The organism is Sandaracinus amylolyticus (assembly GCF_021631985.1).
In the GTDB taxonomy this organism is placed as follows: domain Bacteria; phylum Myxococcota_A; class Polyangia; order Polyangiales; family Sandaracinaceae; genus Sandaracinus; species Sandaracinus amylolyticus_A.
In genome coordinates, this window is the sequence record NZ_CP070225.1 from 196,079 (window position 1) to 222,923 (window position 26,845).

Annotated in this window: 20 protein-coding genes and 1 pseudogene; 9 read left to right on the plus strand and 12 right to left on the minus strand. The window is 71.7% G+C overall.

Annotation, left to right across the window (positions count from 1 at the left end; genetic code table 11):
* Positions 1-29 precede the first annotated feature (29 nt).
* Positions 30-914 (minus strand): hypothetical protein, encoded by an 885-nt coding sequence (locus I5071_RS00835; protein WP_236519946.1) that lies wholly within the window; start codon positions 912-914, stop codon positions 30-32.
* A 56-nt stretch (positions 915-970) separates the two neighbouring features.
* Here I5071_RS00835 and I5071_RS00840 point away from each other — a divergent pair, with 56 nt between their 5' ends.
* Positions 971-1,840 (plus strand): GNAT family N-acetyltransferase, encoded by an 870-nt coding sequence (locus I5071_RS00840; protein ID WP_236519947.1) that lies wholly within the window; start codon positions 971-973, stop codon positions 1,838-1,840.
* 26 nt (positions 1,841-1,866) lie between these two features.
* Positions 1,867-2,532: a sterol desaturase family protein gene (locus I5071_RS00845; RefSeq protein ID WP_236519948.1), complete on the plus strand. Its 666-nt coding sequence runs from the start codon at positions 1,867-1,869 to the stop codon at positions 2,530-2,532.
* A gap of 3 nt (positions 2,533-2,535) precedes the next feature.
* Here the strand turns inward: I5071_RS00845 and I5071_RS00850 are convergent, their stop codons facing one another.
* Positions 2,536-3,207, minus strand: coding sequence for a DUF1345 domain-containing protein (locus I5071_RS00850; RefSeq protein ID WP_236519949.1), 672 nt, complete (start codon positions 3,205-3,207; stop codon positions 2,536-2,538).
* A 113-nt stretch (positions 3,208-3,320) separates the two neighbouring features.
* Between I5071_RS00850 and I5071_RS00855 the strand changes: the two genes are divergently transcribed.
* Positions 3,321-4,616, plus strand: a complete 1,296-nt coding sequence (locus I5071_RS00855) for a tetratricopeptide repeat protein (protein ID WP_236519950.1) — start codon at positions 3,321-3,323, stop codon at positions 4,614-4,616.
* Here I5071_RS00855 and I5071_RS00860 read toward each other — a convergent pair.
* Positions 4,613-5,419: an SDR family NAD(P)-dependent oxidoreductase gene (locus tag I5071_RS00860; RefSeq protein WP_236519951.1), complete on the minus strand. Its 807-nt coding sequence runs from the start codon at positions 5,417-5,419 to the stop codon at positions 4,613-4,615. The two genes, I5071_RS00855 and I5071_RS00860, sit on opposite strands and share 4 nt — an antisense overlap.
* 71 nt (positions 5,420-5,490) lie before the next feature.
* Between I5071_RS00860 and I5071_RS00865 the strand changes: the two genes are divergently transcribed.
* The 3 genes from I5071_RS00865 to I5071_RS00875 are packed head-to-tail and all read left to right on the plus strand — an operon-like array spanning position 5,491 to position 8,415.
* Positions 5,491-6,414, plus strand: a complete 924-nt coding sequence (locus I5071_RS00865) for a LysR family transcriptional regulator (protein WP_236519952.1) — start codon at positions 5,491-5,493, stop codon at positions 6,412-6,414.
* A 57-nt stretch (positions 6,415-6,471) separates the two neighbouring features.
* Complete coding sequence (locus I5071_RS00870) at positions 6,472-7,581, plus strand: outer membrane protein assembly factor BamD (RefSeq protein WP_236519953.1); 1,110 nt, start codon at positions 6,472-6,474, stop codon at positions 7,579-7,581.
* A 54-nt stretch (positions 7,582-7,635) separates the two neighbouring features.
* Entirely contained in the window at positions 7,636-8,415 is a 780-nt protein-coding gene (locus tag I5071_RS00875; protein WP_236519954.1) for a tetratricopeptide repeat protein, read from the plus strand.
* Positions 8,416-8,444: 29 nt separating this feature from the next.
* On the opposite strand, the gene I5071_RS00880 is transcribed toward I5071_RS00875, so the two are convergent.
* The 3 genes from I5071_RS00880 to I5071_RS00890 all read right to left on the minus strand — a co-directional run bounded on the left by I5071_RS00880 (position 8,445) and on the right by I5071_RS00890 (position 10,025).
* Positions 8,445-8,981: a hypothetical protein gene (locus I5071_RS00880; RefSeq protein WP_236519955.1), complete on the minus strand. Its 537-nt coding sequence runs from the start codon at positions 8,979-8,981 to the stop codon at positions 8,445-8,447.
* Between the two features lie 185 nt (positions 8,982-9,166).
* Positions 9,167-9,685 (minus strand): hypothetical protein, encoded by a 519-nt coding sequence (locus I5071_RS00885; RefSeq protein WP_236519956.1) that lies wholly within the window; start codon positions 9,683-9,685, stop codon positions 9,167-9,169.
* A gap of 43 nt (positions 9,686-9,728) precedes the next feature.
* Positions 9,729-10,025, minus strand: a complete 297-nt coding sequence (locus tag I5071_RS00890; protein WP_236519957.1) for a 2Fe-2S iron-sulfur cluster-binding protein — start codon at positions 10,023-10,025, stop codon at positions 9,729-9,731.
* Positions 10,026-10,294: 269 nt separating this feature from the next.
* Here I5071_RS00890 and I5071_RS00895 point away from each other — a divergent pair, with 269 nt between their 5' ends.
* Positions 10,295-15,688: a protein kinase domain-containing protein gene (locus I5071_RS00895; RefSeq protein WP_236519958.1), complete on the plus strand. Its 5,394-nt coding sequence runs from the start codon at positions 10,295-10,297 to the stop codon at positions 15,686-15,688.
* Between the two features lie 144 nt (positions 15,689-15,832).
* On the opposite strand, the gene I5071_RS00900 is transcribed toward I5071_RS00895, so the two are convergent.
* The 5 genes and pseudogenes from I5071_RS00900 to I5071_RS00920 form a co-directional block, all read right to left on the minus strand.
* On the minus strand, positions 15,833-16,873 hold the full coding sequence (locus I5071_RS00900) for a hypothetical protein (RefSeq protein ID WP_236519959.1): 1,041 nt from the start codon (positions 16,871-16,873) through the stop codon (positions 15,833-15,835).
* A 100-nt stretch (positions 16,874-16,973) separates the two neighbouring features.
* Complete coding sequence (locus tag I5071_RS00905) at positions 16,974-18,191, minus strand: hypothetical protein (RefSeq protein WP_236519960.1); 1,218 nt, start codon at positions 18,189-18,191, stop codon at positions 16,974-16,976.
* An 84-nt stretch (positions 18,192-18,275) separates the two neighbouring features.
* Positions 18,276-18,584, minus strand: coding sequence for a ribosome assembly RNA-binding protein YhbY (yhbY, locus tag I5071_RS00910; protein WP_053236236.1), 309 nt, complete (start codon positions 18,582-18,584; stop codon positions 18,276-18,278).
* A gap of 39 nt (positions 18,585-18,623) precedes the next feature.
* Complete coding sequence (locus I5071_RS00915; RefSeq protein WP_236519962.1) at positions 18,624-19,646, minus strand: citrate synthase; 1,023 nt, start codon at positions 19,644-19,646, stop codon at positions 18,624-18,626.
* A 110-nt stretch (positions 19,647-19,756) separates the two neighbouring features.
* A pseudogene (locus I5071_RS00920) lies at positions 19,757-19,921 on the minus strand (helix-turn-helix domain-containing protein); the annotation flags it as partial.
* 58 nt (positions 19,922-19,979) lie between these two features.
* On the opposite strand from I5071_RS00920, the gene I5071_RS00925 reads away from it, so the two are divergent.
* Positions 19,980-21,080 carry a citrate synthase gene (locus I5071_RS00925; protein WP_236519963.1) on the plus strand — a complete coding sequence of 367 codons (1,101 nt, stop codon included), beginning with the start codon at positions 19,980-19,982 and terminating at the stop codon, positions 21,078-21,080.
* 67 nt (positions 21,081-21,147) lie between these two features.
* On the opposite strand, the gene I5071_RS00930 is transcribed toward I5071_RS00925, so the two are convergent.
* A complete protein-coding gene (locus tag I5071_RS00930; protein WP_236519964.1) occupies positions 21,148-22,446 on the minus strand; it encodes a hypothetical protein in 1,299 nt (432 codons plus the stop codon).
* Positions 22,447-22,801: 355 nt separating this feature from the next.
* Between I5071_RS00930 and I5071_RS00935 the strand changes: the two genes are divergently transcribed.
* Entirely contained in the window at positions 22,802-26,755 is a 3,954-nt protein-coding gene (locus tag I5071_RS00935) for a zinc-dependent metalloprotease (protein ID WP_236519965.1), read from the plus strand.
* Positions 26,756-26,845 lie beyond the last annotated feature (90 nt).

Below are 26,845 nucleotides of genomic sequence, written 5' to 3' on the forward strand. Positions count from 1 at the left end.
CGGCATCATGCGTCGCGCGCATGACGTGCTCAGCCGAAGTACACGCAGCAGCCGGTGACGCAGTAGTAGGTCGCGGGGCACCCCGGCTCGCCCGGGAGCCCGCACGCCTGCACGCCCGGCGCGCAGCGCTGCACCGGCGCGCCGCCGTCCTCGCCTTCGGTGCAGCTCGAGGGCAGGCGCGTCCGTCCGACGCACAGCTCGCACGTGTCGCACTCGTTGAAGCAGTCGAGCACCGGCGTGCACGGACGACAGCGCGTCGGATCGTCGAGCCCCGACGCGTTGCACGACGGCTCGTCGTCCTCGTCGACCGATCCGACGAACACGAACCGATCGCTCCCCACCGGCAGGTTGCAGCACCCGAAGCAGTCGCACCCGTTGGGCGTGAGCGCCCCGCACCGCGCGTTGCACGTCTCGCTCTGGGTCTCGGGGCACCGCGCATCAGCCGGCGGCGGATCGCGCGGCGCGCAGCTGGCGCGCGGATCGGGGCCGAGTGGATCGCAGCGGTGGTCCCACTCGCACCCGTCGTCGCCCGAGCCCTGGTTGGGATCGAAGTAGCAGTCGAGCGAGCACCCCGCGCCGTCGCCGCCCGGGATCGCGACCCCGAGGATCTCCTCGCTGTCGTCGCACGGCCCGATGCACTCGGGGTCCGCGGCATCCGCGCGTCCGTCGTCGTCCTGGTCGATGCAATCGCCGCACGCGTAGGTGCGTGTGCCGCACGCGACGGGCGTGCACTGCGGCTCGATGTCTCCGTCGGGCGCGCGCCGTCCGCCGCCGTCGGTCTCGCCGATCGTCGCCGACACGGTGCAGCCCATCGAGAGCGCGATCGCGAGCGCGACGAGCGCGGCGCTCGATCGCGCATCGGGCTCGCGTCCCCGGCTCGGCGTCCCGGGCATCGGCGCTCGCGCGTTGCACATCTCGTCGCAGCTTAGCCGCCTCGCGCGCTCCGTGCGCCCTCGGTATGACGTCGGCGATGACCAGCATCCGACTGCTCGCGCCGGGCGACGAGGCGCGCGCCGAGGCGTTCCTCGTCGCACACGCCGAGTCCTCGATGTTCCTGCGCGCGAACCTCCGCGCGGCCGGGCTCGTCGACGAGGGCGAGCCGCTCCAGGGCACGTGGGCCGCGGCGTTCGACGCCGATCGCATCGTCGCAATCGCCGCGCACGCGTGGAACGGCATGATCATCGTGCAGGCGCCGGTGGCCCTGCCCGACGTGGTGCACGCCGTCGTCCAGGCGACGCGCGCACGCGGGCGCGAGATCGCGGGCTTCGCGGGCCCTCACGATCAGACGGTCGGTGCGCGCGAGGCGCTCGGTCTCTCGCGACGACCTACGACGCTCGACAGCCCCGAGCGTCTCTACGCGCTCGAGCTCGGCGCGATGCGCGTCCCCGCGTCGCTCACGACCGGCGCCCTGCGCGTGCGCCGCACCCGCGACGACGATCTCGATCGCTGCGCCTCGTGGCGCGAGGACTACTGCGTCGAGCTCCTCGGAAGGACCCGCGATGCCGCGCTCGCACGCAGCGCGCGCGCCGACGTCGAGCTGCTCCATCGGCGCGGCAATGCGTTCGTGATCGAGCACCACGGCGAGCCGGTCGCGTACTCCGCGTTCAACGCGCGGCTGCCCGACATGGCGCAGGTGGGCGGTGTGTGGACGCCGGTCGCGCTGCGCGGTCGCGGGTATGCGCGCGCGGTCGTCGCGGGCTCGCTCCTCGTCGCGCGCGACGAGGGCGCGACGCGCGCCGTGCTCTTCACCGCGGAGATCAACGTCGCCGCGCAGCGCGCGTACGAGGCGCTCGGGTTCGAGGTGCGCGGCGCGTTCGGGCTCGTGCTCTTCGCTTCGTGAACGTGTAGTCCTAGGACTCGCAACGCGTGCGCTCGCGCGACCTCACCGACGAAGCGAACGAAGCCGCCGCGCTCCCGTGGCGCGAGCCGGGGCTGCGCCCGAAGGGCGAGGACGCGCGCCCTTCGCTCTACCGCAGCGCGCTGCTCGACGTCTTCACCCTCTCGCACCCCGCGATGCCCTACCTGATCGGCGTGCCGTTCGCCGCGATCTGCGCGTGGCGCGCGTGGGCGCACGGCGTCGGGGCAGGGTGGGGCGCGCTCCTCTTCGTGCTCGGCTGGGCCGCGTGGTCGCTCGTCGAGTACCTGATGCACCGCTTCCTGTTCCACGCGCGCGTGGAGAGCGAGACGCTGCGCATCGCGACGCTGCTCGCGCACGGGCACCACCACGTGTGGCCCCAAGATCCCCGTCGCATCGCCGCGACACCGGTGCAGCTGGTGTCGATCGCGCTGCTCTTCCAAGGCCTCTTCCGCCTCGCGCTCGGCCCCGACGCGTGGTGGGCCGCGATGGCGGGCGCGACGGTCGGCTACGTCGCGTACGAGCTCGTGCACTGGGTCGCGCACCACGGACGCCCGACGACCCGGGTCATGCGCGCGCTGCACGCGCACCACATGAAGCACCACCACCTCGCGCCAGGCTCGCGCTGGGGCATCGGCACGCCGCTCTGGGACTGGCTCTTCCGGAGCGATCGTTGAACGTCAGAAGATGCCGGCGACGAGGTTCATCGCGAGCGCGAGCACGCTCGTGTTGAAGTAGAACGACACGATCCCGTGCGCCGTCGCGAAGCGGCGCAGTCGCTTGCTCGTGATCACCACGTCCGCGGTCTGCGCGGCCACGCCGATCACGAACGCGAAGTACACGAAGTCGGCGTAGTCGGGCGGCTCGTCGCACTGGAAGTCGAGCCCGCCCGCGATCCGTGCCGGCACGTCGGGCTGGTCCTCGCGACCGAGCTCGTACTCGTGCGCGTAGTGCAGCGCGAACATCGTGTGCACGAGCGTCCACGACAGCACGATCGTCGCCGCGACCAGCCCGAGCTGCAGACCGCGCGGCGTCTCGTCGGACGCGAGCTCCCCCACGATCGCGCCCACGCTCGCGAACGACGCCAGCACCGTCAGCACGAGGATCGCCAGCGCGCCCTCGTCCTGCTCGATCGCGCGCTGACGCATCGTCGCGGCGTCGGACCGCGCCATCATCGTGAACGCCACCACGAGGTACGCGAGCACCCCGACGTCCCACGCGATCAGCACGCGCGTGGCCGGGCCCCACGACGCCGGCAGCGCGATGCCGAGCACCGACGACGCCAGCGCCCCCGCGAACAGGCGGGGCCGCGAGCGCACCACGCGGATCGGTCGCGCGAGGACCTCGAGCACGGAACGCGAGGGTAACGCGGCCATGCGCCGTGCGTGAGCATCCACGTTCCCGGCCCGACGCGAGTGCGGTACTAAGGAGCGCCCGGACCTCCGCGCGAAAGGAAGCCCTGCCGATGCGCCGTGTCGTCGCCGCCCTGCTCGCTGCGCTCGCTCTCACGGTGAGCGCGCCCTTCGTCGCTCCTCCTCCGACGGCGCACGCGCAGGAGACCGAGCTCGCGCGGCTGCGCACCGAGGCGCGCGCCGCGCCCCGCGACCACGCGGTCCAGCGCACCCTCGGCATCGCGCTGCTGCGCGCCGGTCGGTACCGCGAGGCCGAGGCGCAGCTCACGCGCGCCGCGCGCCTGACGCCCGGATCGCTCGATGCGCTCTTCGACGTCGCGCGCGTCGCGTTCGCGCGCGAGGATCACGCCGCGGCGGAGCGTGCGTGCCGGGCGCTCACGCGCGCGCAGGCGGACGCCGTGCTCACCCGCGTGTGCAATGCGCGCGCGGACCTCGTGTGGAACCGCAGCGCGCGCGCGTTCGAGCAGCTCGAGGTCGCGCTCGCGAGCGAGCCCACCAACTACGAAGCGCTCTACGCGCTCGCCGAGGCGCACCGCCGCCGCGCCGCGGTGAGCGACGCCGAAGCGGCGTACCAGCGCGCGATCCAGGCGCGCCCCGCGTCGGCGGAGCCGCACCTCGGGCTCGGTCGTCTCTACGCGGCCGCGGGCCGACGTGACGACGCGGTGCGAGCGCTCCGCCGCGCGCTCGAGCTCGACGCGAACGATCCCGAGATCCAGCTCGCGCTCGGCCGGCTGATCTCGTCGTCGGAGGAAGGCCGCACGCTCCTCGCGCGCGCCGTCGAGGGCCGTCCCGACTGGCCCGAGGCGCAGGTCGCGGCCGCCGACGCGATGCTCGCCGCGGGACAGATCGACGCTGCCGAGGCTGCGTACCGCGCCGCGATCCGCGCCCACGCCGACAACGCGCCGGCACACTCCGGGCTCGGCCGGGCCCTCGCGCAGCGCGGCGATCTCGCGGGCGCGGAGCAGGAGATCCGCCGCGCGCTCTCGCTCGTCGCGAACGACCCCGGCAGCGCGCTCGCCCTCGCCGACGTGCTCGCGCGCACCGAGCGCTACGAGGAAGCGTTCGAGCAGTATCGCCACGCCGCGGATCTCGATCCGCGCAACCCCGTCGGCCTGGTGCGCGCAGCCGAGCTCGCGATGCGCCAGAACCGCGACGTGCTCGCGAGCGGCTTCCTCGATCGCGTGCTGCAGCAGCACCCGAGCAACGCCGCCGCGCTCGCGCTCTACGGTGACGTGATGCGCGCCCGCCGCGACACCACGCGTGCTCGCGACTACTACCAGCGCGCGCTCGCGGGCACCGGCGAGATCGATCGTCCGCGCGTCGAGCAGGCGCTGCGCGAGCTGCGCTAGACCGCGGCACGCAGCGCGCGCGGGCCGCGCGGCCTCGTGAGCCGCGCGGTGATCCGCGCGGCGATCTCGCGCGACGTGAAGCGCGACACGCCGGCGAGCAGCCAGTTGCCCCACCCGGTCACGACCGTGCTGCGATCGCGGCGGAACGCGGCGAGCCCCTCGCGCACGACGTCGGCCGGGCTCGCCTTGCGCCCCACCGCGGCCTCCTCTGCGCCGACCACGTCGAAGAAGCGCGTCTCGGTCGCGCCCGGACAGAGCGCCAGCACGCGCACGTCGCGATCGCGCAGCTCGGCCCACAGCGCTTCGCTGAACGAGAGCACGAACGCCTTCGTCGCGCCGTAGGTCGCCATGTACGGCACCGGCTGGAACGCCGCGGTCGACGCGACCTGGATCACCCCACCACGCCGCGCGATCACGTCGGGCAAGAACGCGTGGGTGAGCTCGACCAGCGCGACCACGTTGAGCGCGATCGCCTCCGACTGGCGCGCGATCGGCAGCTCCTCGAAGCGCCCGTGGGTCGCGAACCCCGCGTTGTTCACCAGCACGTCGACGACGATCCCGCGCGCCCTCACGAGCTCGCGCACCTCGCTCGCCGCGCCCGAACGCGCGAGGTCGAGCGCGATCACGTCCACCCGCACGCCGTGCGAGGCGCCGAGCTCGTCGGCGAGCGCCCGCAGCGCGCGCTCGGTGCGCGCGACGAGCACCAGGTGGCTCCCCTGCGCCGCGAGCTGTCGCGCCATCTCCTCGCCGATCCCCGACGACGCGCCCGTGATCAGCACCGTCCTGCCTGCGAAGTCGAACATCGTTGCCTCCTCGCGCCGACCCTGAGCGAGGTTCTCGTCTCTGCAAAGCAGCGCTAACCTGGTTTGCATCCATGCAAACCACCTCTCCGGACGTCGCCGCGTGGGACGACCTGCGCGTGCTGCTCGCGGTCCAGCGCGCCGGGAGCTTCCTCGCCGCGGGCCATGCGCTCGGGGTCGCGACGTCGACGGTGTCGCGCCGCATCGCCGCGCTGGAGCGCACGACCGGGCGCCGCCTCGTGCACCGCACCGCCGACGGCGTGACGATGGAGCCTGCCGCGTCCGCGCTGCTCGCCCTCGCCGAGCACGTCGAGCGCGCGCTCACGCTCCACGCCCGCGACGAGCCCGTGGGCGCGCCTTCGCTCGCCGGCACGGTGCGGGTCTCGATCGGCGACGGCTTCGAGCGCGGCGTGGTGCGTGCCCTCGCCGCGCTGAGAAAGGCGCACCCCGAGATCCGCGTGGAGCTGGTGAGCGAAGCGCGCGTCGCCGATCTCGCGAAGCGCGAGGCCGACATCGGCCTCCGCACCGCGACCACGCGCGCGGCGCCGCTCGTGGTGCGCGCGCTCGGCGCCCTGGGCTTCGGCCTCTACGCGTCGAGCGAGCTCGAGTCGCACGAGCGCCTCCGCGGGCGCCGGATCGGCGAGCGCGAGCTGGCGCGCCTGCCCTGCGTCGGCATGGACGGCGCGCTCGCGGCGCTGCCGGCCGAGCGATGGCTCCGCGGCTCGGGCGCGCGCGACTTCGTGCTGAGGACGAGCTCGGCGAGCGCGCTGCTCGACGCGGTGCGCGCCGGGATCGGCGTCGGCGTGATCGCCGACGCGCTGGCGATCGAGCACCCCGAGCTCGTGCGGCTCCGCACCGAGCGCGAGCCTCCCCGTGCCCCCGCGTACCTCGCGATGCACCGCGAGCTGCGCAAGGTGCCCCGCGTGATGGTGGTCGCCGACACGCTGACCCGCGCGGTGCGCGAGAGCCCGGGGGTCCTCCCGATGCGCGCGCGGTGAGACGAGCTGCCCCAGCTGGTTGCCGACGTGTCGGGGCTCATCTAGCCTCCGCGCGCTGTGTCGGACCTCCGTCTCTACGCCCCCGTCGCCCTGGTGCTCGCGCTCGCCGCATGCGGCGGATCGCAGCAGGGTGCCGCGCTCAGCTATGGCGAGAGCGCCCGTCGCGACTACGAGCGCGCGCTCGCGGCGGTGGAGGACAACGACTGCCTCACCGCCACACCGCTGCTCCAGAACGTGCGGCGCGAGTATCCGTACTCGCGTTACGCCGCGCTCGCCGAGCTGCGGATCGCGGACTGCGAGCTCTCGCAGCAGCACTACACCGAGGCGATCCGCGCGTACCGCTCGTTCATCCGGCAGCGCCCCACGCACGCCGAGATCGACACCGCGAACTACTCGATCGCGCGCGCGTACTACCAGCAGATCCCCACCGACTTCTTCCTCTCCCCGCCGCCCGAGGAGCGCGATCAGGCCGCGACGCGCTCGGCGCTTCGCGTCGTGCGTCGCTTCCTCGCCGACTACCCGGAGAGCGAGCACGTCGAGGACGCGCGCCGCATCGAGCGCCAGGTGCTCGATCTGCTCGCGCGCCACGAGCTCTACGTCGCGTCGTACTACCTGAACCGCGATCAGCCGCGGGCGACGATCTCGCGCATCCAGACCCTGCTCTCCGAGTACGACGGCAGCGGCGTGGTGCCCGAGGCGCTCCTCCTGATGGGCCGCACCTACCTGCACATGCGCGAGCAGCGCGACGCGCGCCTCGCGTTCGGCGAGCTCGTCGATCGTTTCCCGCGCAGCGGCTACGCGGTGCAGGCGCGCAACTTCCTGCGCGCGATGGGCCCGACGGATCCCGTCGACGAGGGGGAGCCCGAGGAAGACGGGCCGCGTCGGCCCTCGGGCGGCCGCGGCATCGAGCCGGGCACCGACATCGACGACGTCGACGACAGCGATCCCGGCGGGCTCGCGGGCTCGGGCACGCCGGGCACCGACTCGCTCGAGGACACGAGCGAGATGGGCATCGAGGTGCGCGGCACCGACGTCGAGGCCGCGGACATCGAGCGGGGCCGGACCTCGGGGGCGATCGAGGAGGACATCGAGCGCGAGGAGCGCGATCGGGCCGCCGACCAGATCGAAGAAGACATCGAGGACCAGCAGCGCGAAGAAGAGCCCTGAGTTCTTTACGCGTTCCCGTCACCTCGATACCATTCGGTCCTCGAGCGGTATCCGATGGACGAACGCACGAAACAGCTCCTCGCCCTCGGTCGCGAGCACTACGAGAAGCGCGAGTTCGACAAGGCGGAGCACTACCTGCGACAGGTGCTCGAGCGCGAGACCGCGAAGTTCGCGGACGTGCTCAACATGACGGGCGTGATCCACCACGATCGCGGCCGTTTCGAAGAAGCGCAGGCAGCGTTCGAGGAAGCGCTGCAGATCAACCCGAACTACACGGAGGCCGCGCTCAACCTCGCGGTCACGTACAACGACCTCGGGCGCTACGACGAGGCGAAGCGCATCTACCAGGCGGCGCTCGCGCGCGGCGCGGACTCGCCCGGGCAGCTCGACCCCTTCGTGAAGGGCAAGATCGCGAACCTCCACGCCGAGGTCGCGCAGGCCTACACCGACGCGGGCATGGTCCCCGACGCGATGCACGAGCTGCGCAAGGCGATCCTGCTCTGCCCCACGTTCGCCGATCTGCGCGTGAAGCTCGCGAACCTCTATCGCCAGGCCGGCGATCTCGACGCCGCGCGCTTCGAGCTCGAGGAGGCGATCAACGCGCGCCCGCGCTACGTGCCCGCGTACATCGCGCTCGGCGTCACGCTGCTCTCGATGGGCAACGGGGAGCGCGCGATGGAGATGTGGAAGCGCGCGCTCGAGGTCGACCCCGAGAACAAGGCGGCCGACATGTACCTGCGCATGGCGCGCGGCGCATCGTCGTCGTCGCCCCCGCCGAAGCTCGACGCCTCCGCGGAGCGCGCGATCCTCGGCGGCAAGATCGACAACGACTGACCGGAAGGACCGTCGTCGTCGCGCCGCGCCTAGAACACCTGGGCGATCGCGCTGGCGTCGACGCGCCCGAGATCGGCGCGCGCCTTGTCCGCCGTCCACATGAACGCGGTCCAGACGAGCGGGCCGAGCAGCAGGTTGCAGTACGGCACGAAGTGCAGGCACGCCGCGAGCACCGGCACGACGATCGGCACCTGCTGGCTCGATCCGCGCGTGTGCGACGCGCTGTTGATCGAATTCGCGATGCCGATGTTGCACGCGAAGATCCAGAACGCGTTGAAGCACGGGACGAAGAAGAGCGCGACCGCGGTCGCGGGGGTCACGCGCCCGACCAGCGGTGCCTCGCGGTGCTCCTCGGGGATGCTCGACCACGCGTCGTAGACCCACCACAGCGCGCAGCCGAACCATCCGATCATCGCCGGGATCGCCGGCAGCACGAGCAGGCTGCCGATGATCTCGAGGTCGCGATCGATCTCGCTCAGCACCGCCGTCGCGATGCCCCCGGCGATCGCGAATGCGAAGGTCGCGACGTACGACCCGACGAAGAAGTACTTGATGCGCGCGTTCACGAGCCCCCCCGTGGGCACGATACGCGAACGCGCACGAAAAAAGGCTCGCCCGCCGGCCCGCGCGCTTCGCGCGCGCCCGAGCACTCTGGCAGAGCTCAGAAAATCGGCTCGCCCGCCGGTCCCTACCGTCCGCGCGCTTCGCGCTCTCCCGTCCGGGCCCTGCGGGACGAGCACTCCGGCAGAGCTCAGAACACCTGCGCGACCGCCTCCGCGTCGACGCGCTCGAGATCAGCGCGTGCCCGGTCGGCGTTCCACATGAACGCGAGCCAGAACGGCGGCGCGAAGATCAACCCGGCGATTGGCACCAGCTGGACGAGGCACGCCACGATCGCGAGCGCGACCGACACCTGCGCGCCGGTGCCGCGCGCCGCGGACGCGTGGTTGATCGAGCGTGCGAGGCCGACGTTGCACGCGAACATCCAGGCCACGTTGAGGCACGGCACGAAGAAGAGCAGGAGCGCCGTGCGCGGCGGGACTCGCCCGAGGAACGCGGCGTCTCGGTAGTCCTCGGGGACGCTGCGCCAGGCGTCGAAGATCCACCAGAAGCCGCATGCCCAGAGGCTCAACACGGCGGCCGTCGTTGGGAGCCGCGTGAGCCACTGCAGGTCGGGCTCGAGCGCCGCCTGGAGCGGTCTCATCAACATCCCGAGCGCGAACCAGCTCGCGTACGACGCGAGATAGAAGTGCTTGATGCGCGCGTTCACGAGGTCCCCCCGGCGCCGCGATACGCGAACGCGCGCTCTTCGATCACTCGGGCTCGACGACCTCGAGCGTGATCTTGCCTTCGCCGACCACGCTGATCTGGCAGCAGAGGCGCACGTCCTTGCCGTCGCCGAACACCTCGAGCACGTCGAGCTCGTCGTCCTGCGGCTTGCTGAGGAGCGGCATGCCCTCCTTCACGCGCACCCGGCAGGTCCCGCAGCTCGCGGAACGACACGAGAACGGCACCTCGGCCTCGGGGTGCTCGTCGCAGGTGTCCACGAGGGCAGTGCCCACCTTCACATCGCACTCGTAGCCGGACGGCAGGAAACGAACCTTCGTCATACGCGGCCGCGAGTATGGACGAGCGGTCGCCTCGGTCAACACCCGCGAGCCGGCCCGTGCTGGCGCGTGGCGCAGCGCCTCGATCCCCCGCGTACCTGCCCGTTCTTCGCGGCACACCGACGCGTGATCTCGCTCGCGCTCCTTGGACCAATTGGACCAGCCGTGTACGATCCGCGCCCCCCGCGCGTGCGCGGTACGTCCGCGTTCTGCGTTTCCTCCTCCCCAGCGCCGCACGGATCGGCTGTGGTTCCGCCAATCCGAAGGACCCCATGACCGCGACGATCGACATCCTCCGTGGGGAGCTCGAGCGCCTCTTCGAGCTCGACGACATGAAGCAGCTCTCCAGCGACCTCCTGGGCATCGCGCCCGACGAGGTCGGTGCGACCAGCGGAAAGGGCGCGTTCGCGCGCGCGCTGGTGGAGCGATGCAGCGCCGACGACGCGCTCCCCGCGCTCGCCGACGCGATCGGGCTGGTCAAGAAGGGCCTCAAGGAAGGCGTCGACCTCTACGTCGCGCCCGCAGAGGAGCTCGCGGCCGGCACGACGGTCGGTGGCTTCAAGATCCAGAAGAAGCTCGGCGAGGGCGGCATCGGCATCGTCTATCTCGCCGAGAAGGGCGCCGGGTCGAACGGCGCTGCGGCCAAGGACGGAGCCGAGGGCGAGAAGGTCGCGATCAAGGTGCTGCGCGCGGTGCACGCGAAGGATCGCGCGGCGGCGAAGCGCTGGCTGACCGCGGCGCGCGCGATCTCGCGCGTCGACGAGCGCGGCATCGGTCGCATCGTCGCGACGGGCGAGCTCGAGGACGGGCGCCCCTGGGTCGCGACCGAGCACGTCGACGGTCAGTCGCTCGCGGCGCGCCTCTCGCGCACCGGGCCGATGCACTTCAACGAGGCACGCCCGATCGTGCGCGGCGCGCTCGCGGGCCTCGAGGCGCTGCACGCGAAGGGCATGGCCCACGGCGGCGTGAAGACCGAGAACGTCTTCATGCTGCGGCCCAGCGCGTCGGACAAGATGCGCAACGAGCCGAGCGGCGTGCTCGTCGATCCCGGCGCGGATCGCCTCTTCGCGCGCCCGCCGATCACCAGCCCGGATCGCAGCGGCATCGTGCCGCTCGCGGGCACGCCGAAGACCTTCGCGCCCGAGCAGGCGCGCCTCGGTCGTGCGGTCCCGAGCGGCGATCTCTACGCGCTCGGCGTCGTGCTTTACGAGGCGCTCACCGGACGCGCGCCGTTCACCGGCGAGACCGCGATCGACGTGATCGCGCAGCACCTCACCGCCGAGCCCGCCGCGCCGTCGACCCACGCGCCGCGCGGCTGGGTCGCGCGCGAGCTCGACGAGATCGTGCTCAAGGCGCTCGCGAAGGATCCCGCGGCTCGTTACCAGAGCGCGCAGGAGCTGCGCGAGGCGCTCGAGTCGATCGGCCGCGCGTCGATCCCGCCCGCCGCGCGCAAGAAGGAAGAGCTCGATCAGGCCGCGTTCGAGAAGGCGAAGGCCGCGCTGCTCGACGCGCCGACCGACGAGTCGCTCGCCGCGCAGCTCGAGCAGCTCGTCGACGCCGCGCAGGAGTGGGGCAAGGCCGCGGAGGTCTTCACCGAGGCGGCGGCGAAGGTCGACGACGTCGAAGCGAAGAAGTCGCTGCTCTTCCGCGTCGCGCGCCTGAACGAGACCGATCTCGGCGACGCGAAGGCGGCCGAGGTCGCGTACCGCAAGATCCTCGAGGTCGATCCCGAGGACGAGATCGCGCGCGTCGCGCTCGAGGAGCTCAAGCGCCAGACCGGCGACGCCGAAGGGCTCGTCGAGCTGCTGCTCGAGAAGAGCGAGCGCGAAGAGGTCGCCTCGGAGCGCGCGCAGATCCTCCGCGAGATCGCGGAGACCTACGAGAAGCAGCTCGGCGACGGCGACAACGCGTTCGTCGCGTGGGTGCAGGCGCTCACCGACGAGCCCCGCGACGAGCGCTCGCAGCGCGAGATCGAGCGCCTCGCGTCGGGCTCGACCGAGCGCTGGAACGAGGCGCTCACGGCGCTCAACGAGGCGGTGCAGGCGAGCGAGGATCGCGACGCGCGCATCGCGCTCTACGTGCTGATGGGCCGCTGGTACGCGGAGCGCCTCGGGCGCCCCGACTTCGCGCTGCCCTGCTACGGCCAGGCGCTCGCGCTCGATCCCGCGAGCGAGGCCGCGCTCGATGGAACGGTCGAGCTCTATCGCAAGGCGCAGAGCTGGCAGGAGCTCGCGCAGATCCTCCTGCGCCGCGCCGAGGTCGCGACCTCGCAGGCGCGGGCGCGCGACTTCCTCGCGGAGGCCGCGGAGATCGTGCATCGCCGCCTCGGTGACGGCGCGCGCGCGGCGGAGATCTTCGAGAAGGTGCTCGAGGCGGATCCCGCGCACCCGAAGGCGACCGACGCGCTCGAGACGCTGTACAGCGAGCGCAAGGACTGGGCGGCGCTCGTCGCGCTGCTCGAGAAGAAGGCCGAGAGCCAGCGCGGCGAGGAGAAGGCGGAGACGCTCGCGGCGATCGCGGAGGTCTACGAGGACCGGATCGCCGACAGCGAGAAGTCGATCACGAGCTACCAGAAGGCGCTCGCGATCGCGCCGCGTCACCTCGGCGCGCTCAAGGGCCTCGAGCGCATCCTCGCGCAGAAGGGCCGCTTCGCCGAGCTGCTCGAGAACCTGCGCGCGCAGCTCGAGGCGGTCGCGACGCCGCGCCAGAAGATCTCGATCCTCGAGCGCGTCGGCAGCATCCAGGAAGAAGAGTTCGTCGAGCACGCGAAGGCGGCGGAGACGTACGAGCAGATCGTCGCGATCGAGCCTGGTCACGACGGCGCGAACGCGGCGCTCGCGCGCCTCTATCGCCAGCTGCATCGCTTCGACGATCTCGCGGCGACGCTCGAGCGCCACGCACTGCGTTTCGGCGCAGGCGGCTCGGCGGACGACGCGCGCAAGATCGGTCTCCTGCTCCAGGCGAGCAAGGTGCTGATGGTCGACGTCGGCGCGCCCGAGCGTGCGATCGCGGTCGCCGAGCGCGTGCTCGCGATCGACAGCAAGCACGCGGAGGCGCTCGACTTCGTGGCGCGACTGCGGGCGCAGACCGGCGACGTGCGCGCGGCGCTCGAGGCGGTCGAGCGGCTGGCCGATTCGGAGCGCGAGCCGGCGAAGAAGGCCGAGCTCTTCGTGCGTGCGGCGCGCATCCTCGAGGACTCGGGCGACAAGGACGGCGCGATCGCGCGCTACAAGTCGGCGCTCGACGCGGACTCGAACAACGCGGCGGCGGCCTCGGCGCTGCGCTCGATCTACGCGGGTCGCGGCGATGCGCACGGCGCGGCGGAGATCCTGCTGCGCGAGATCGCGGTCACGTCGGGCGCGAGCGCGCAGGCGAAGCTCTACGCGGACCTCGGCTTCTTGCGTCGTGATCGCCTCAAGGAGCCGGCGGCGGCGACCGAGGCGTTCAAGAAGGCGCTCGAGCTCGACACCACGTGCACGCCCGCCGCGCGCGGCCTCGGCGACGTCGCGTTCGACGCGAACGACTTCAAGGAAGCGGCGAAGCACTACGAGCCGTTGCTCGCGCGCACCAGCGAGATGACGAAGGACGTCGCGCGCGACGTGAGCGTCCGCTGCGGCGACGCGTTCCGGAAGCTCTCGCAGTTCGACAAGGCGCAGCGCGCGTACCTCAACGCGAAGGCGTTCGCGCCCGAGGATCGCGAGGTGCTCGAGCGCGTCGCGGCGGTGACGTTCGACGCGGGCGAGGCCGACGAGGCCGCCGAGCTCTACCGCGACATCCTCGCGAAGTTCGGCAAGGACCTGGTCGGCACCGATCGCGGCAACGTGCTCTATCGTTTCGGCGAGGCGCTGCGTCGCAGCGAGCAGCTCGAGGAGGCGGCGACGGCGCTCGAGGACGCCGCGCAGCACCTGCCGGGCGCGAGCGAGCCTCTCGACGCGCTCAAGCAGCTCTTCGCGACGAAGGGCGACTGGGAGAAGGTGATCAAGACGCTGCGCCGCCGCATGGAGTCGGCGAGCGACGACGATCGCTTCGGGCTCCTCGTCGAGACCGGCGACGTGCTGCTCCAGAAGCTCGGCGACAAGCAGCGCGCGGGCAAGAGCTACGTCGCGGCGCTCGAGCTCAAGGGCGACGATCGCAACCTGCTGACGAAGCTGATGGCGGTCTACTCGGAGACGAGGGACTGGGGGAAGCTCGTCGAGGTCATCCTGCGCATCGCGGATCTCGTCGAAGATCCGGCGCAGCTCGCGAAGTACTACAACACCGCGGCCGCGATCTCGCACTTCGAGCTCAAGCGGCTCGACGAGGCGGCGGACTACTACGAGCAGGCGCTCGAGCACTCGCCGCTGCTGAGCAAGGCGTTCGAGGGGCTCGTCTCGGCGCTCACCGAGAAGACCGACTGGACGCGCCTCGAGAGCGCGTACCGCAACCGCATCAAGAAGCTCGAGGGCCTCGGCGAGGGCAAGCGCCCGAGCCCCGAGGAGCTCGCGCACCTGTGGGACGCGCTCGGCGAGCTGCTCAAGCATCGCCTCAACCGCGCGAGTGACGCGGTCGAAGCATTCGATCAGGCGCAGAAGCTCGAGCCGACGAACCGCCGTCGCGCCGAGCAGCTCGCCGAGATCTACGCGGCCGAGCCGAAGCGCTGGTTCAGCAAGGCCGTGTCGGTGCACCAGCAGCTGCTGACGCTGAGCCCCTATCGCATCGAGAGCTACCAGGCGCTGCGCAAGCTCTACACCGAGGGCAAGAAGCCCGACGAGAGCTGGTGCCTCTGCCAGGCGCTCACCGCCCTGAAGAACGCGGAGCCCGACGAGGAGGCGTTCTTCAAGAAGCACCGCTCGCGCAAGCCGCTGCCGGTGAAGGATCCGATGACCGAGGACGCATGGGCGAAGCTCGTCATGCATCCCGATCAGGATCCGCTGCTCACCGACATCTTCACGACGATCGCGCCGGCGGTGATCGCGGTGCGCAGCCAGCCGCTCTCGTCGTTCCGCCTCGACGCGTCGAAGAAGCGCGACGCGGCGAGCGACTCGGCGGAGATGGCGCGCTCGCTCCACCACGCGTCGCAGATCACGCGCATCGCGCTGCCCGAGCTCTACTACCGCGACGACGACGCGGGCGGCCTCTCGTTCGTGTTCGCGAGCCCGGTCGCGGTCGGTCTCGGCAAGGGCGCGCGCGCGGGTGGCCCCGCGCAGGCGCTCGCGTTCGTCGCGGCGCGCCACCTCGCGTTCACCAAGGGCGGCATGGTGCTCCGGCACCTCGTGCCGACCGGCTCGGGCCTGCGCGCGTGGCTGCTCGCGGCGATCAAGAGCGTGGTGCCGCAGTTCCCGATCCCCGGTGACCTCGCGAGCTCGGTCGAGGAGCACATGGCGGCGTTCAAGAAGCACCTGAGCGGGCCGCAGCAGGAGACCCTGCGCAGCCTCGTGCAGAAGCTCCTGAGCGCGGCGCCCGAGCTCGATCTCAAGCGCTGGACGGCGGCGGTCGATCTGACCGCGGACCGCATCGGCTTCGTCGTCGCGAACGACCTCGAGATCGCGAGCGCGCTGGTGCGCGCGAGCCCCGAGGAGTCGAGCGCGGTGCCGCAGAAGGATCGCCTGCGCGAGCTGCACCTCTACTCGGTGAGCGAGCAGTACCTCGCGCTGCGCCATAAGCTCGGCGTGGCGATCGGCGACTGAGCCCCTGCCGGAGTGCTCGACCCGCGGGCGAGCCGATTTTCGGCGGTCTGCGAGCCGAGGGAATGAAGAGCCCCGCGACGTGCGACGTCGCGGGGCTCGTTTCTTTACTGCTACGAAATCCGTAGCGCTACGGAATCCGTAGCGTCAGCCGTCGGAGCGCAGCTCGCCCCACTCGATCACGCGCATGTCCTCGAAGCGGATCGGGCTGGTCTCGCTCATGCCGAGCATCCCGTCCGACCACGCGGCCCGCGCCTCGGGTGAGCCGTCCGCGTAGAGGTTGATCGACCCCGAGAAGTCTCCGACGTACGCGCCGTACTCCTGCAGCGCGCGCGCGATGATGCGTCCCGTCGGCGAGAGGCCGAGCGCGTCCACGTCGATGCTGGGATCGAGCTGCACGCGCCCGCCGCACGGGACCCCGCGGTCCGGCGAGATGATCCCGTTCGACGGATGTCCCGTGCTCGCCGGCGACGTGAAGAAGCGCTGGCGGATCCCCGGGTACGCGATGACGAGCGCGTGATCGATGCGTCCCGCGCGGATCTCCTCGACGCGCACCAGCCCCGCGATCAGCGGGAAGCCGCACGCGCGCGAGCCGTGCGACTCGTACCACGGCGAAGGTCCGCCCTTCGGCGGCCGCACGCCCGAGCCGTTCAGATCGATCGTCGAGCAGAGCGTGCAGTCCCACGCGCCGTCGCCGCGCGGTCGCGCCTGGAAGAAGTCGTAGGCGCGCCCCGCCGCGCGATCGATCAGCGCGAGGTGCCCGTCGCCCTCGGGCGCAGGCTGCGCGCTCGAAGGCACCGGCCACATGAACGTGCGCGACTCGCCCTCGTTGCTGAGCGGCGTCATCACCCGCACCAGCGGCATCGACGCGTCGACCTCGTAGACCGGCACGCTCCACGGGTGGATCGACACGCTGAGCCCGGGGAACTCCGAGCTCGTGCGCATGTGCTCCATCAGCGCGTCGGAGTCGGGCCGGATCGCGACGTCGTCCGGGATGCGCGTGTTCCACGGGCTCGAGTCGGCGAAGGGACGCCACGCGCCTCCGCCGCCGCCCGTCTGCTGGCCCGAGTCGGACTCGCCGCCGGTCGTGCGCCCCGCGTCCGCGCCGCCGCTCACCGTCCCTGGCTGACACGCGCCACCGAGCGCGACGAAGATCGAGATCGCGACGAGCTGCTCCCTGGTGCTCATGGCGCGCGACTCTCTCGCGACCGCGCACGCCACGCAACGGCCCCTGAAACGCGACGCGCGCCGCTCGGCCGAGACCGAGGGGCGCGCGTCACGCTCGCGTTCAGCCGTCGCTGCGCAGCGTGCCCCACTCGACGACGCGCATGCGCTCGAGCGGGATCGACCGAACGCTCGCCTCGTCGAGCAGACCGCTGTCCCACGCGGCGCGCGCCTCGGGCGAGCCGTCCGCGTAGAGGCTGATCGAGCCCGAGTAGTCACCGACGTACGCGCCGTACTCCTGCAGCGCGCGCGCGATGATGCGCGCCGAGGGCGTGAGGCCGAGCGCGTCGACGTTCACGCTGGGATCGAGCTGGATGCGCCCGCCGCACGGCACGCCGCGATCGGGCGAGACGATGCCGTTCGCCGGGTGTCCGGTGCTCGCGGGCGACGTGAACCAGCGCTGGCGGATGCCGGGGTACGCGATCACGAGCGCGTGATCGATGCGCCCCGCGCGCATCTCGTCGGTGCGGATGAGCCCGGCGACGAGCGGGAAGCCGCACGCGCGCGAGCCGTGCGACTCGTACCACGGCGTCGTGCCGCCCTTCGGCGGGCGCACCCCGCTGCCGTTCATGTCGGCGGTCGCGCAGAGCGCGCACGTCCACGAGCCGTCGGCCTGACGACGACCCGCGAAGAAGTCGTACTCGCGACCGCTCGCGGGATCGACGACGAGCAGGTGCCCGTCGGTCTCGGGATCCGCCTCGGCGCCCGCGGGCACCGGCCAGTAGAACGTGCGGTTCTCGCCCTCGTTGCTGAGCGTCGCGAACACGCGCACCAGCGGCGTCGACGACGTCGCGCGGTACATCGGGATGCCCCACGGACGCACGTTCACGCCGAGGCCGGGCCAGGGCGTGCTCGTGCGCAGGTGCTCGACGAGCTGCGCCGAGTCGGGACGGATCGCGACGTTCGACGCGATGCGCGTGTTCCACGGGCTCGTCGAGCTGAAGGGGCGCCACGCCGCCGGCGTGGTGGGCGTGCCCGCGTCGGTGCCCGCGTCGACCGCGGGCGTCGTGCTGCCTGCGTCGCGCGCGACGATCACGCCCGAGTCGACCAACGGCGTGGTCGGCGCGCCGGAGTCGGTCGTCACGACGGTGCCGCTGTCGGTCGACCCCGCGTCACGTCGCGGGTGGGGCCGCCGGCGCAGCGCGTCGTAGTCGGTGGTGTCGCCGGTGCCGTCGCTCGCGGTTCCGCGCGAGAGCGACCCGGTCGCACACCCGAGGGAGAGAAGGACGAAGGAGAGCGCGACGAGACGCGGCGCACTCCTGCGGAACGTACTGCTGTCCATAGGGCGGCCAGCCTGCCGGATGCCGTCGCCGCCGAGTGTCCGGGACAATCCCCTCGACGATCGGCCAGGCCGCCCGCGCGTCGATCACGGCAGCTTGATCTTCGGCCGCTCCGGATGACGCCGGTAGAGCACGAGCACGCGCCCGATCTCGTCGACGATCTGCGCGGAGAGCGCGCGGCGCAGGTGCTGCGCCATCTCGCGTCGCTCGTCCTTCTCGAGCTGAGGCAGCTTCACCTTGATGAGCTCGTGATCGTGCAGCGCTTGCCACGCGGCGCGCACGACGGCGTCGGACACGCCCTCCTTCCCGACCTGCACGACGGGGTCGAGATGATGGGCGAGCGCCCGGAGATGACGTGCCTGACGACCGTTCAACGACGACGCGTTCCCGCGCATGAGGCCCGGACGCTACCCCGCGCCGTGCCCCCAGGCCAGTCAGCGCGGAAGATATCGAGCGCGCGGGCGCAGCTGGAATCCCGCCTCGCGTTGCTCGATGGCGTGCGCGATCCATCCCGCCGCGCGCCCGATCGCCATCAGCGCGGCGGCCGATCCCGGTCCCGCGCCGAGCGCGCCCGCGAGCGCCACCAGCCCCGCGTCGACGGTCGGTGGCTCTCCGCCCGCGAGCCCCATCGCGCTGGTGAACGCGCGCACCTTGCGGAGCACCACGCTGCGCGGCGCGAGCTCCTCGGCGGCATCGAGCAGCGGCGGCGTGCGCGGATCCCCCGACGGATAGAGCGGGTGTCCGAAGCCCGGCAGCGCATCGCCGCGACGCCTGCGCTCCGCGAGGATGCGCGCCGCGTCCTCGGGCTCGCGCGCCTCGGCGAGCAGCGCCTCCATGCGATCGCAGCTGCCGCCGTGCGCGGGCCCGGTGAGCGTCGCGAGCGCGGCGAGCACGCACGCGTGCAGATCCGCGCCTGCGCCCGCCGCGACGCGCGCGGTGAACGTGCTCGCGTTCAGCTCGTGATCCGCCATCACGACGAGCGCACGATCGATCGCCGCCGCAGCGCGCTTGGTCGCGCGCAGGCCGAGCGCGATCGCGACCGCGTGCGCGATCGTGGGCGCGGCCAGCGCCTCGTCGACACGATCCTCCTCGCCGGGCGCGAGCGCGAGCAGCGCCGCGAGCCGTCGCACCAGCGATCGCGCGCGCACGAACGTGCCCTCGCCGCCGGGCTCGACGTGCGAGCCCCGCTCCGCGGCGCCGATCAGCGCGACGCCCGCGAGCAGTCGATCGAGCGGGTGCGCGCCCTGCGCCACGAGGCGCGCCGCGCGTCGCACGTCGATCCCGAGATCGCGCGCCTCGAAGCGCACGTCCTCGTCCCAGCGCTCCGCCCAGAGCCACTCCGCGACGATCTCGAAGCGCGTGCCGCTCCGCGCGAGCTCCACCGCGCTGCGACCGCGATAGTGCGGCCCGTCCTCGCCGATGCCCGAGATCGCGGTGTCGAGCACCGGCTCGCCCACCGCAGCGCGCCCGACGCGACCGCGGCGTGGCCCGCCCGCGCCTGGCTGCGCGCGCGGAGGCGCTCGAGATCGTCGCGGCGATAACGACGCTCGCGTCCTTCGCCGGGCGCGCTGCGAACGAGCCCGCGGCTCGCGTACGCGTAGAGCGTCCCCCGCTTGATGCCGAGCAGGCGACATGCCTCGTCCGCCGTGACCCACGCGCCCTCGAGCGCGTCGTCGTGACCGACGAATGCATCATGTTGATCGCTGGATCCACGTTGATCAACGTTTACCATGCATCAACGTTTCTCACGTCTCTCGCATCGAGTCGAGGCGACGCGAAGGAGGAGCGTGATGACCGAAGGTGCACGGATCGCGAGCGGGCTCGAGGGCGTCGTGGTGGCCGAGACCGAGCTCTCGCACGTCGACGGACAGGCCGGCGAGCTGTGGATCCGCGGGCATCGCGTCGAGGCGCTCGCGGGCGCGCGTTCGTTCGAGGAGGCCGCGTGGCAGCTGTGGACGGGCGCGTTCCCCGACGACGTCGCGTCGCTGCGCGCGTCGCTCGGCGCGGCACGGGCGCGCGCGTTCACGGCGATCGATCCGAACGATCCCGCGCTGCGCGACGCCGACGGGATGGACGCGCTGCGCGCGCTGGTCGCGCGGGTGGTGATCCCCGAGGGCGCGAGCGAGCTCGATCGCGCGATCGCGCTCGCCGCGAGCGTCGCCGTCGCCGCGGCCGCATGGCAGCGCACCCAACGCGGGGAAGCGCTCGTCGCGCCGGATCCCTCGCGCTGGCACGCGGCGGACGTGCTGCGGATGGTGCAGGGCGAGGCGCCCGATCCCGCGCGCGCCGCGGCGCTCGATCGCTACCTCGTGACCGTGATCGACCACGGCATGAACGCGTCGACGTTCGCCGCGCGCGTGGTCGCGTCGACGGGCTCCGACGACGTCTCCGCGATCGTCGCGGCGATCGGCGCGCTCAAGGGCCCGCTGCACGGCGGCGCGCCGGGCCCGGTGCTCGACATGCTCGACGCGGTGGGCGCGCCCGAGCGCGCGGGCGCGTGGGTCGACGCGGAGCTGGATGCGGGCCGTCGCATCATGGGCATGGGGCACCGCATCTACCGAGTGCGCGATCCGCGCGCCGCGGTGCTCGAGGCGGGCATCGAGCAGCTCGAGCGCGCCGGGGTCGCGAAGGGTCGGCTCGCGCTCGCGCGCGCGGTCGAGAAGGAGGCCGAGGCGCGGCTCGCGGCGCGACGTCCCGATCGCGCGCTGCGCGCGAACGTCGAGTTCTACACGGCGGTGATCCTCGACGCGGTCGGGCTCGATCGGCGCGCGTTCACGCCGACCTTCGCGATCGGGCGCGTCGCAGGGTGGTGCGCGCACGTCGCGGAGCAGCGCCGCACCGGGCGCCTGATCCGCCCCGCGTCGCGCTACGTCGGGCCGATCCCCGGGTGAGAGAAACGAAGCGGGCCGCGCTCCTCTCGAGAGCGCGGCCCGTTCGTCGTCGGTGCGGGTATCGCGATCAGAACCCGACCATCGCACCGCGCGACGCGAGGCCCTGGCGGCGACGCTGCAGCTGCTCGGGCGAGATGTCGGCCTCGTCCTGACCGATGATCTCGTCGACCATCACGTCGAGCGCGAACGTCGCCGAGAGATAGAGCTCGCTGTCGTAGTAGTAGAACGGGTTCTGCACGTTGCCCGACTCGTTGAGCCAGGGCGTGAAGCCCGGCGAGCCCTGATAGCCGAGCTGCAGGTTGAGCCAGGGCAGCACGTCGTAGCCGACCGCGATCGTCCAGTAGTGCCCGTTGCGCCAGTGGCTCGGGCTCATGTCGGGGATCTCGTCGGGGCCACCGATCCCCGGGTTGTCGACCGTCGCGAGCCCGTGGCCGTAGCTCCACAGCGCCGCGTACTGCGTGAGGATCGTGAGGCCGGGGATCGGCATCACGGTGAGCGTCAGCGCGGCGAAGAGACGCTCACGCTCGGTGGTCATCCCGCCCGCGGGGCAGTCCATCGCGCCGCCGTTCGCCGTCGTGCACTTCGGCGCATCGGCGAAGTTGATCGTCGCGACCGTGTCCGCCGCGAACCAGTGGCGATAGCCGCCGGTCACCGCGACCGTGAAGCTCGCGAGCTCGGGGAACACGCGCACCGCGGTGAGGCCGGCGCCGACGTTGATGATGCGATCGGCGGCGATGCTCGCGAGCGAGGTCGGCGCGGCGAGTCGCACCGACGGGATGAACACGAAGCCTTCCCACGCCTCGGTGTGACGCCACTCGAGCACGGCGTCGCTCAGCTGCGGCTCGCGCTCCGTCGTCGAGATGTCGTTGTCGGTGAACTCGACCGAGAGACCGAGCGACAGGACGAGGAAGTTCTGACGGTCGAAGTAATAACGAGGCTGCAGGAAGAACGACCAGTAGTAGGTCGGGTTGTACGTGAGCTGCGCGTCGGGGTTCAGCGTGTTGACGCTGAGGTCCTGCTGCCACGAGAAGAGCGAGCCGCGGAAGGGCGAGGGCTGCGGCGCCGGTGCTGCTTCTTCCTCTGCGGCCGCCTCTTCCTCTGCGTCGACCGGCGTCGCGCCGTCGGCCGGGGCCGCGTCGTCGACCGGCGCCGCGCTGTCGAGCGCCTCGGCCGACTCGGGCGGCGGGACCTCCGTCGCAGTCGTCGACTCCGGTGCTCCGGCGGAGTCTTCGACAGGTGCGGAGCTCGTGAGTTCACTCTCACCTTCGCCCTCTCCGCTCGAGTCCTGCGCGCTCGCGGCGAACGCTGGCGTCAGGAGCGCAGCGCAGAGGAGGAAGAACCGCAGAGGAGATACGAAACGCTTCACGTCGGTGCTCCGGGCAACGAGGGCGCGCCGCATCGCAACCCATGTGCCACGCGGAAAATGCAGGCGCGCGTGACGTGCGCGCATCCGCGAGGCGCGCGCGGTCGCTCGTCCGAGCGGCTTCGTAACGATCGATCGTCAAACGACTAACGACGCGACTCGACGTCTCGCTCTCTCGCACACGCGGTGATTCGCGAATTGCCGCGGCGACCATGTGAGCACGCTTCTTGCGGAGCGGGCCGGCCGCCGCTTCGAATCCGACGTTCGCGGCCGAAGGAGTCCGATGTCGATGTCCCGCACCTTGCACCGAGCTCAGGCACTCGCCCTGCTCGCCATCTGCGCGCTGTCAGGCGCGACGATGACCGGCTGCGCCGAGGGTCGCGAGCCGATCAATCAGGTCCAGCCCGGCGCGCTGCACCGCAGCGTCCTCGAGGGCAGCGAGTGGTTCTTCCAGCAGACGGTGATCGACTCGCCGTACTCCGCTGGCTACACGTTCGTCGGCGAGCAGGGCGAGCTCGAGCGCGTGCGCTGGGAGATCCAGGAAGAGTTCCTGGTCGCGCGTCGCGCGTACCAGCACATCGCGGGCAGCGAGGGCAACGGCATCGCGGGCACGGGTGAGGCGACGGAGACCGGCGCGCCGGTCGCGATGTACCGCATCGAGTCGCACTTCGACATCCGCCGCGCGTACAACCCGGTGACCGGCGAGGAGATGAACATCCTCACCGAGAACAGCACCGACCGTCCCTGGTACGAGCGCGACTACATCCGCGTCGACTGGTCGGAGAACCTGATCACGAACAGCGACTTCCTCGTCCTCGCGCGCATCTTCGACGGCATCGAGACCGAGCCGGTCGCCTACTACGTCGAGAACCCGACGCACCCGCACGCGCCCCGCTTCGACGTCCGTCAGGAGGACGGCTCGTGGGAGAACGCGCTCACGAGCACGACCGTCGACGGCCAGGAGACGGTCCAGTACATCGACATCGTCAACAAGATGTTCGTGCGCCCCACGACGGTGGAGATCGAGGGCCTCGGCCCGGTCCCGTCGTGCTTCATGCTCTACGCGGGTCACCTCGACTGCGCGCCCGGTGAGGTCACCGTGCGCAACTCGTTCCTCCGCGTCGATCACGAGGATCGCGACTACGAGCCGCAGCTCTACACGGGCGACCGCATGGAGCGCTTCGGTTACTTCGTGACCGAGCGCGCCGGGTACGACGCGCACTACGGCGTGGTCGAGCCCGCCCGCTTCCGCTTCGCGAACCGCCACAACCTCTGGCAGCAGAGCCACCGCCGCAACGGCGACGGCACGCTCGTGAGCTGCAGCGCGGACGACCAGTGCGGCGGCAACGGCTCGGTGTGCGATCTCGATCTCGCGCGCGCGATGCGCGCGGTCGACACCGAGACCGGCACGCTCCGCGGCGCGTGCACGATCCCCTACCGCGAGCGCCAGGTCCGTCCGATCGCGTACTACCTCAGCGCGAACTTCCCGGCGGACCTCGTGCCGGACGCGCAGCACCTCTCGGACGAGTGGAACAAGGCGTTCCGCGACACCGTCGCGAGCCTCCGCGAGCTCGAGTGCCGTGAGAACGGTGGCGACGCCGGCTCGTGCGCGAGCGAGCGCATGCGCGAGGACCACCAGCAGATGTTCGTGCTCTGCCACAACCCCGTGGCCGACACCGACCACGAGGCGTGCGGCCCGGCGGGCACCAGCCCGCGCCCCGGCGATCTCCGCTACTCGATGATCGGCTGGGTCAGCGACGCGCACCTCTCGAGCCCGCTCGGCTACGGCCCCTCGTCGGCCGACCCGCTGACCGGCGAGATCATCATGGGCAACGCGTTCGTGTACGGCGCCGCGATGGAGACGCTGACGACGTTCGCGCGCGACATCATCGCCGTGATCAACGGCGACCTCGACGAGTCGGAGATCAGCTCGGGCGCGCAGGTGCAGGCGTGGGTCGAGCGCCAGGAAGCGCCGGGCTCGGACATCACCGGCCGCAGCGCGCACGATCACGTGATCGAGATCGACGGTCTCGACGCGCACGACATCAACGAGGCGATGGACTTCGCGTGGGCGCAGAGCGGCCGTCCGGCCTCGCGCGTCCCCTCGAGCCCCGCGGAGTTCATCGAGGCGATGCGCGCCGCGGAGCGCCGCCTGCACCAGCAGGGCGCGTTCGGCGACGGCGTCGATCGTGGTGACGCGGCGCTCGGCCGTCTCGTCGGCACCGACATCGAGCGCATGATGGCGACCGACGAGGTGCGCATGGCGGCGGGCGTCGATCCCGAGCTGCCGGTCACCGAGGGTCTGCTCGAGCAGTCGTCGCCGCTCCGCGGCGGCAGCCTCGCGAACCAGCGCGCGCTCTCGCGTGCGCGCGACCGCATGCAGCACGATCACTGCGTGCTGAACGCGGAGTTCGCCGACGAAGGCCTGCTCGGCCTCGCGCGCGAGATCGTCCGCGCGGCGGGCGCCGACGGCACGATGGAGTGGTACGGCGAGACCTACCAGCTGCGCGGCGAGGACGGCTCGCTGAACTACGAGCTCGTGCGCACGATGCTGCGCCACCCGATCTTCGACGCGGTCACCGCGCACGAGGTCGGCCACACGATCGGCCTGCGCCACAACTTCAGCGGCAGCTACGACGCGCTGAACTACCTCCCGCGCTACTGGCAGCTCCGCGACGACGGCACGATGGCGCCGCGCGCGTGGGATCCGCTCACCGCGGAGGAGCGCGACGGCCGCATCCTCGAGACGCAGTACTCGACCGTGATGGACTACGGCTCGAACTTCGTCGTCACCGACTCCGAGGGCATCGGTCACTACGACTACGCCGCGATCAAGATGGGCTACGGCGATCTCGTCGAGGTGTTCTCGAACGCCGCGACGCCGGGCGACGTGGCGTGGGTCGCGTTCATCCAGAGCGCGGGCTGGCCCGTGCCGCTCCGCCTCGACGCGTTCACCGGCGGTGAGCCGAGCGCGTTCGTGTACACCGACTGGCCGGAGATCGTCGGCGGCGTCGACCGCCTCCAGCAGCGCGAGGACGTGCGCTACACGAGCCTGCGCCCCGACAGCTTCCTGTCGTTCCAGGGCATCCGCGATCCGCTCGTCGACACGGCGGGCCGCCCGATGGTCCCGTACATGTTCTGCTCGGACGAGCAGGCGGACCTGAACCCCGACTGCCAGCGCTACGACCAGGGCGCGGACGCGTACGAGTCGGTCCAGAGCGTCATCGACAACTACTGGAACTACTACATCTTCAACAGCTTCCGTCGTGGCCGCCTGGGCTTCTCGCCCGAGGGCCTCGCCTCGCGCGTGCACGGCCGCTACTTCGAGAAGCTGCAGCGCGCGAACCAGATCTACGCGCTCTATCGCCCGATCTTCGAGGACATCTTCGGCGGCGCGCCGGGCTACGACGCGTTCTGGACGCGCCCCGACGGCATGGGCTCGTGGACGCTCGCGGTCGGCGCGGCGTTCCAGCTGCTCACGCGCGTCGTGGCCACGCCGGAGCCCGGCGAGTACATGCAAGCGACGCGCGGCGACGGCTCGGTGGCGCTGCTCCCGGCGGCGTTCGGCGACACCGTCGCGCTCGAGGTCGACGCGTTCGACGGTCGTTCGATCGAGACGACGTGGGACTTCAACGCGGGCTACTTCTGGTTCGATCAGCTCGACCGTGTCGGCTACTTCTACGACAAGGTCATCGCGCTCCAGGTGCTCGTCGATCCGACGACGTACTTCCTCGGTCGCGACACCGACGCGGACATCCGCCAGTACCAGATCAACTTCGGCTCGTCGTTCGGCCCCTCGCTGACGGCGTTCATGGAGGGCGTGCTCGCGGAGGACTGGGCGGTCGTATCGCCCCGCGACGTGTCCGGTGAGCTGCGCTATCCGACGCCGCTCGAGATGCAGAACGGCACGATGCCGTCGACGCCGATCGACCCGAACGCGTCGTTCTCGATCCAGCTCTACTCGGCGGTCTACGGCATGGCGTACATCCCGCAGACCTACGATCAGAGCTTCCTCAACCGCTCGCGCATCTTCGTGCGTGGCGGCGCCGAGGAGATCGAGATCGATCCGTCGCGCGACGTGGTCACGTTCCTCGACCCCGAGAGCGGCCTGACCTACGTGGCGGTGAGCTACCCGCACCCGACGACCGGTCGTGAGACCGGCGTGGGCGCGGCGATGCTCACGCGCGCGAACGCGATGCTCGCGGGCACGCCGGCCGAGCCCGTCGTCACCCCGGAGCTCCGCCGCTACATCGACAACATCGACCTGATCCGTCGCCTCACCTGGGAGCTCGGCTTCGGCGCCCAGCCCTGAAGCGTGAGCCGGTGAGAGGATCGCGCTGACACGCGATCCGCACGCGAGAACGCGCCGGGAGGTGATCCTCCCGGCGCGTTTTCTTTTTCC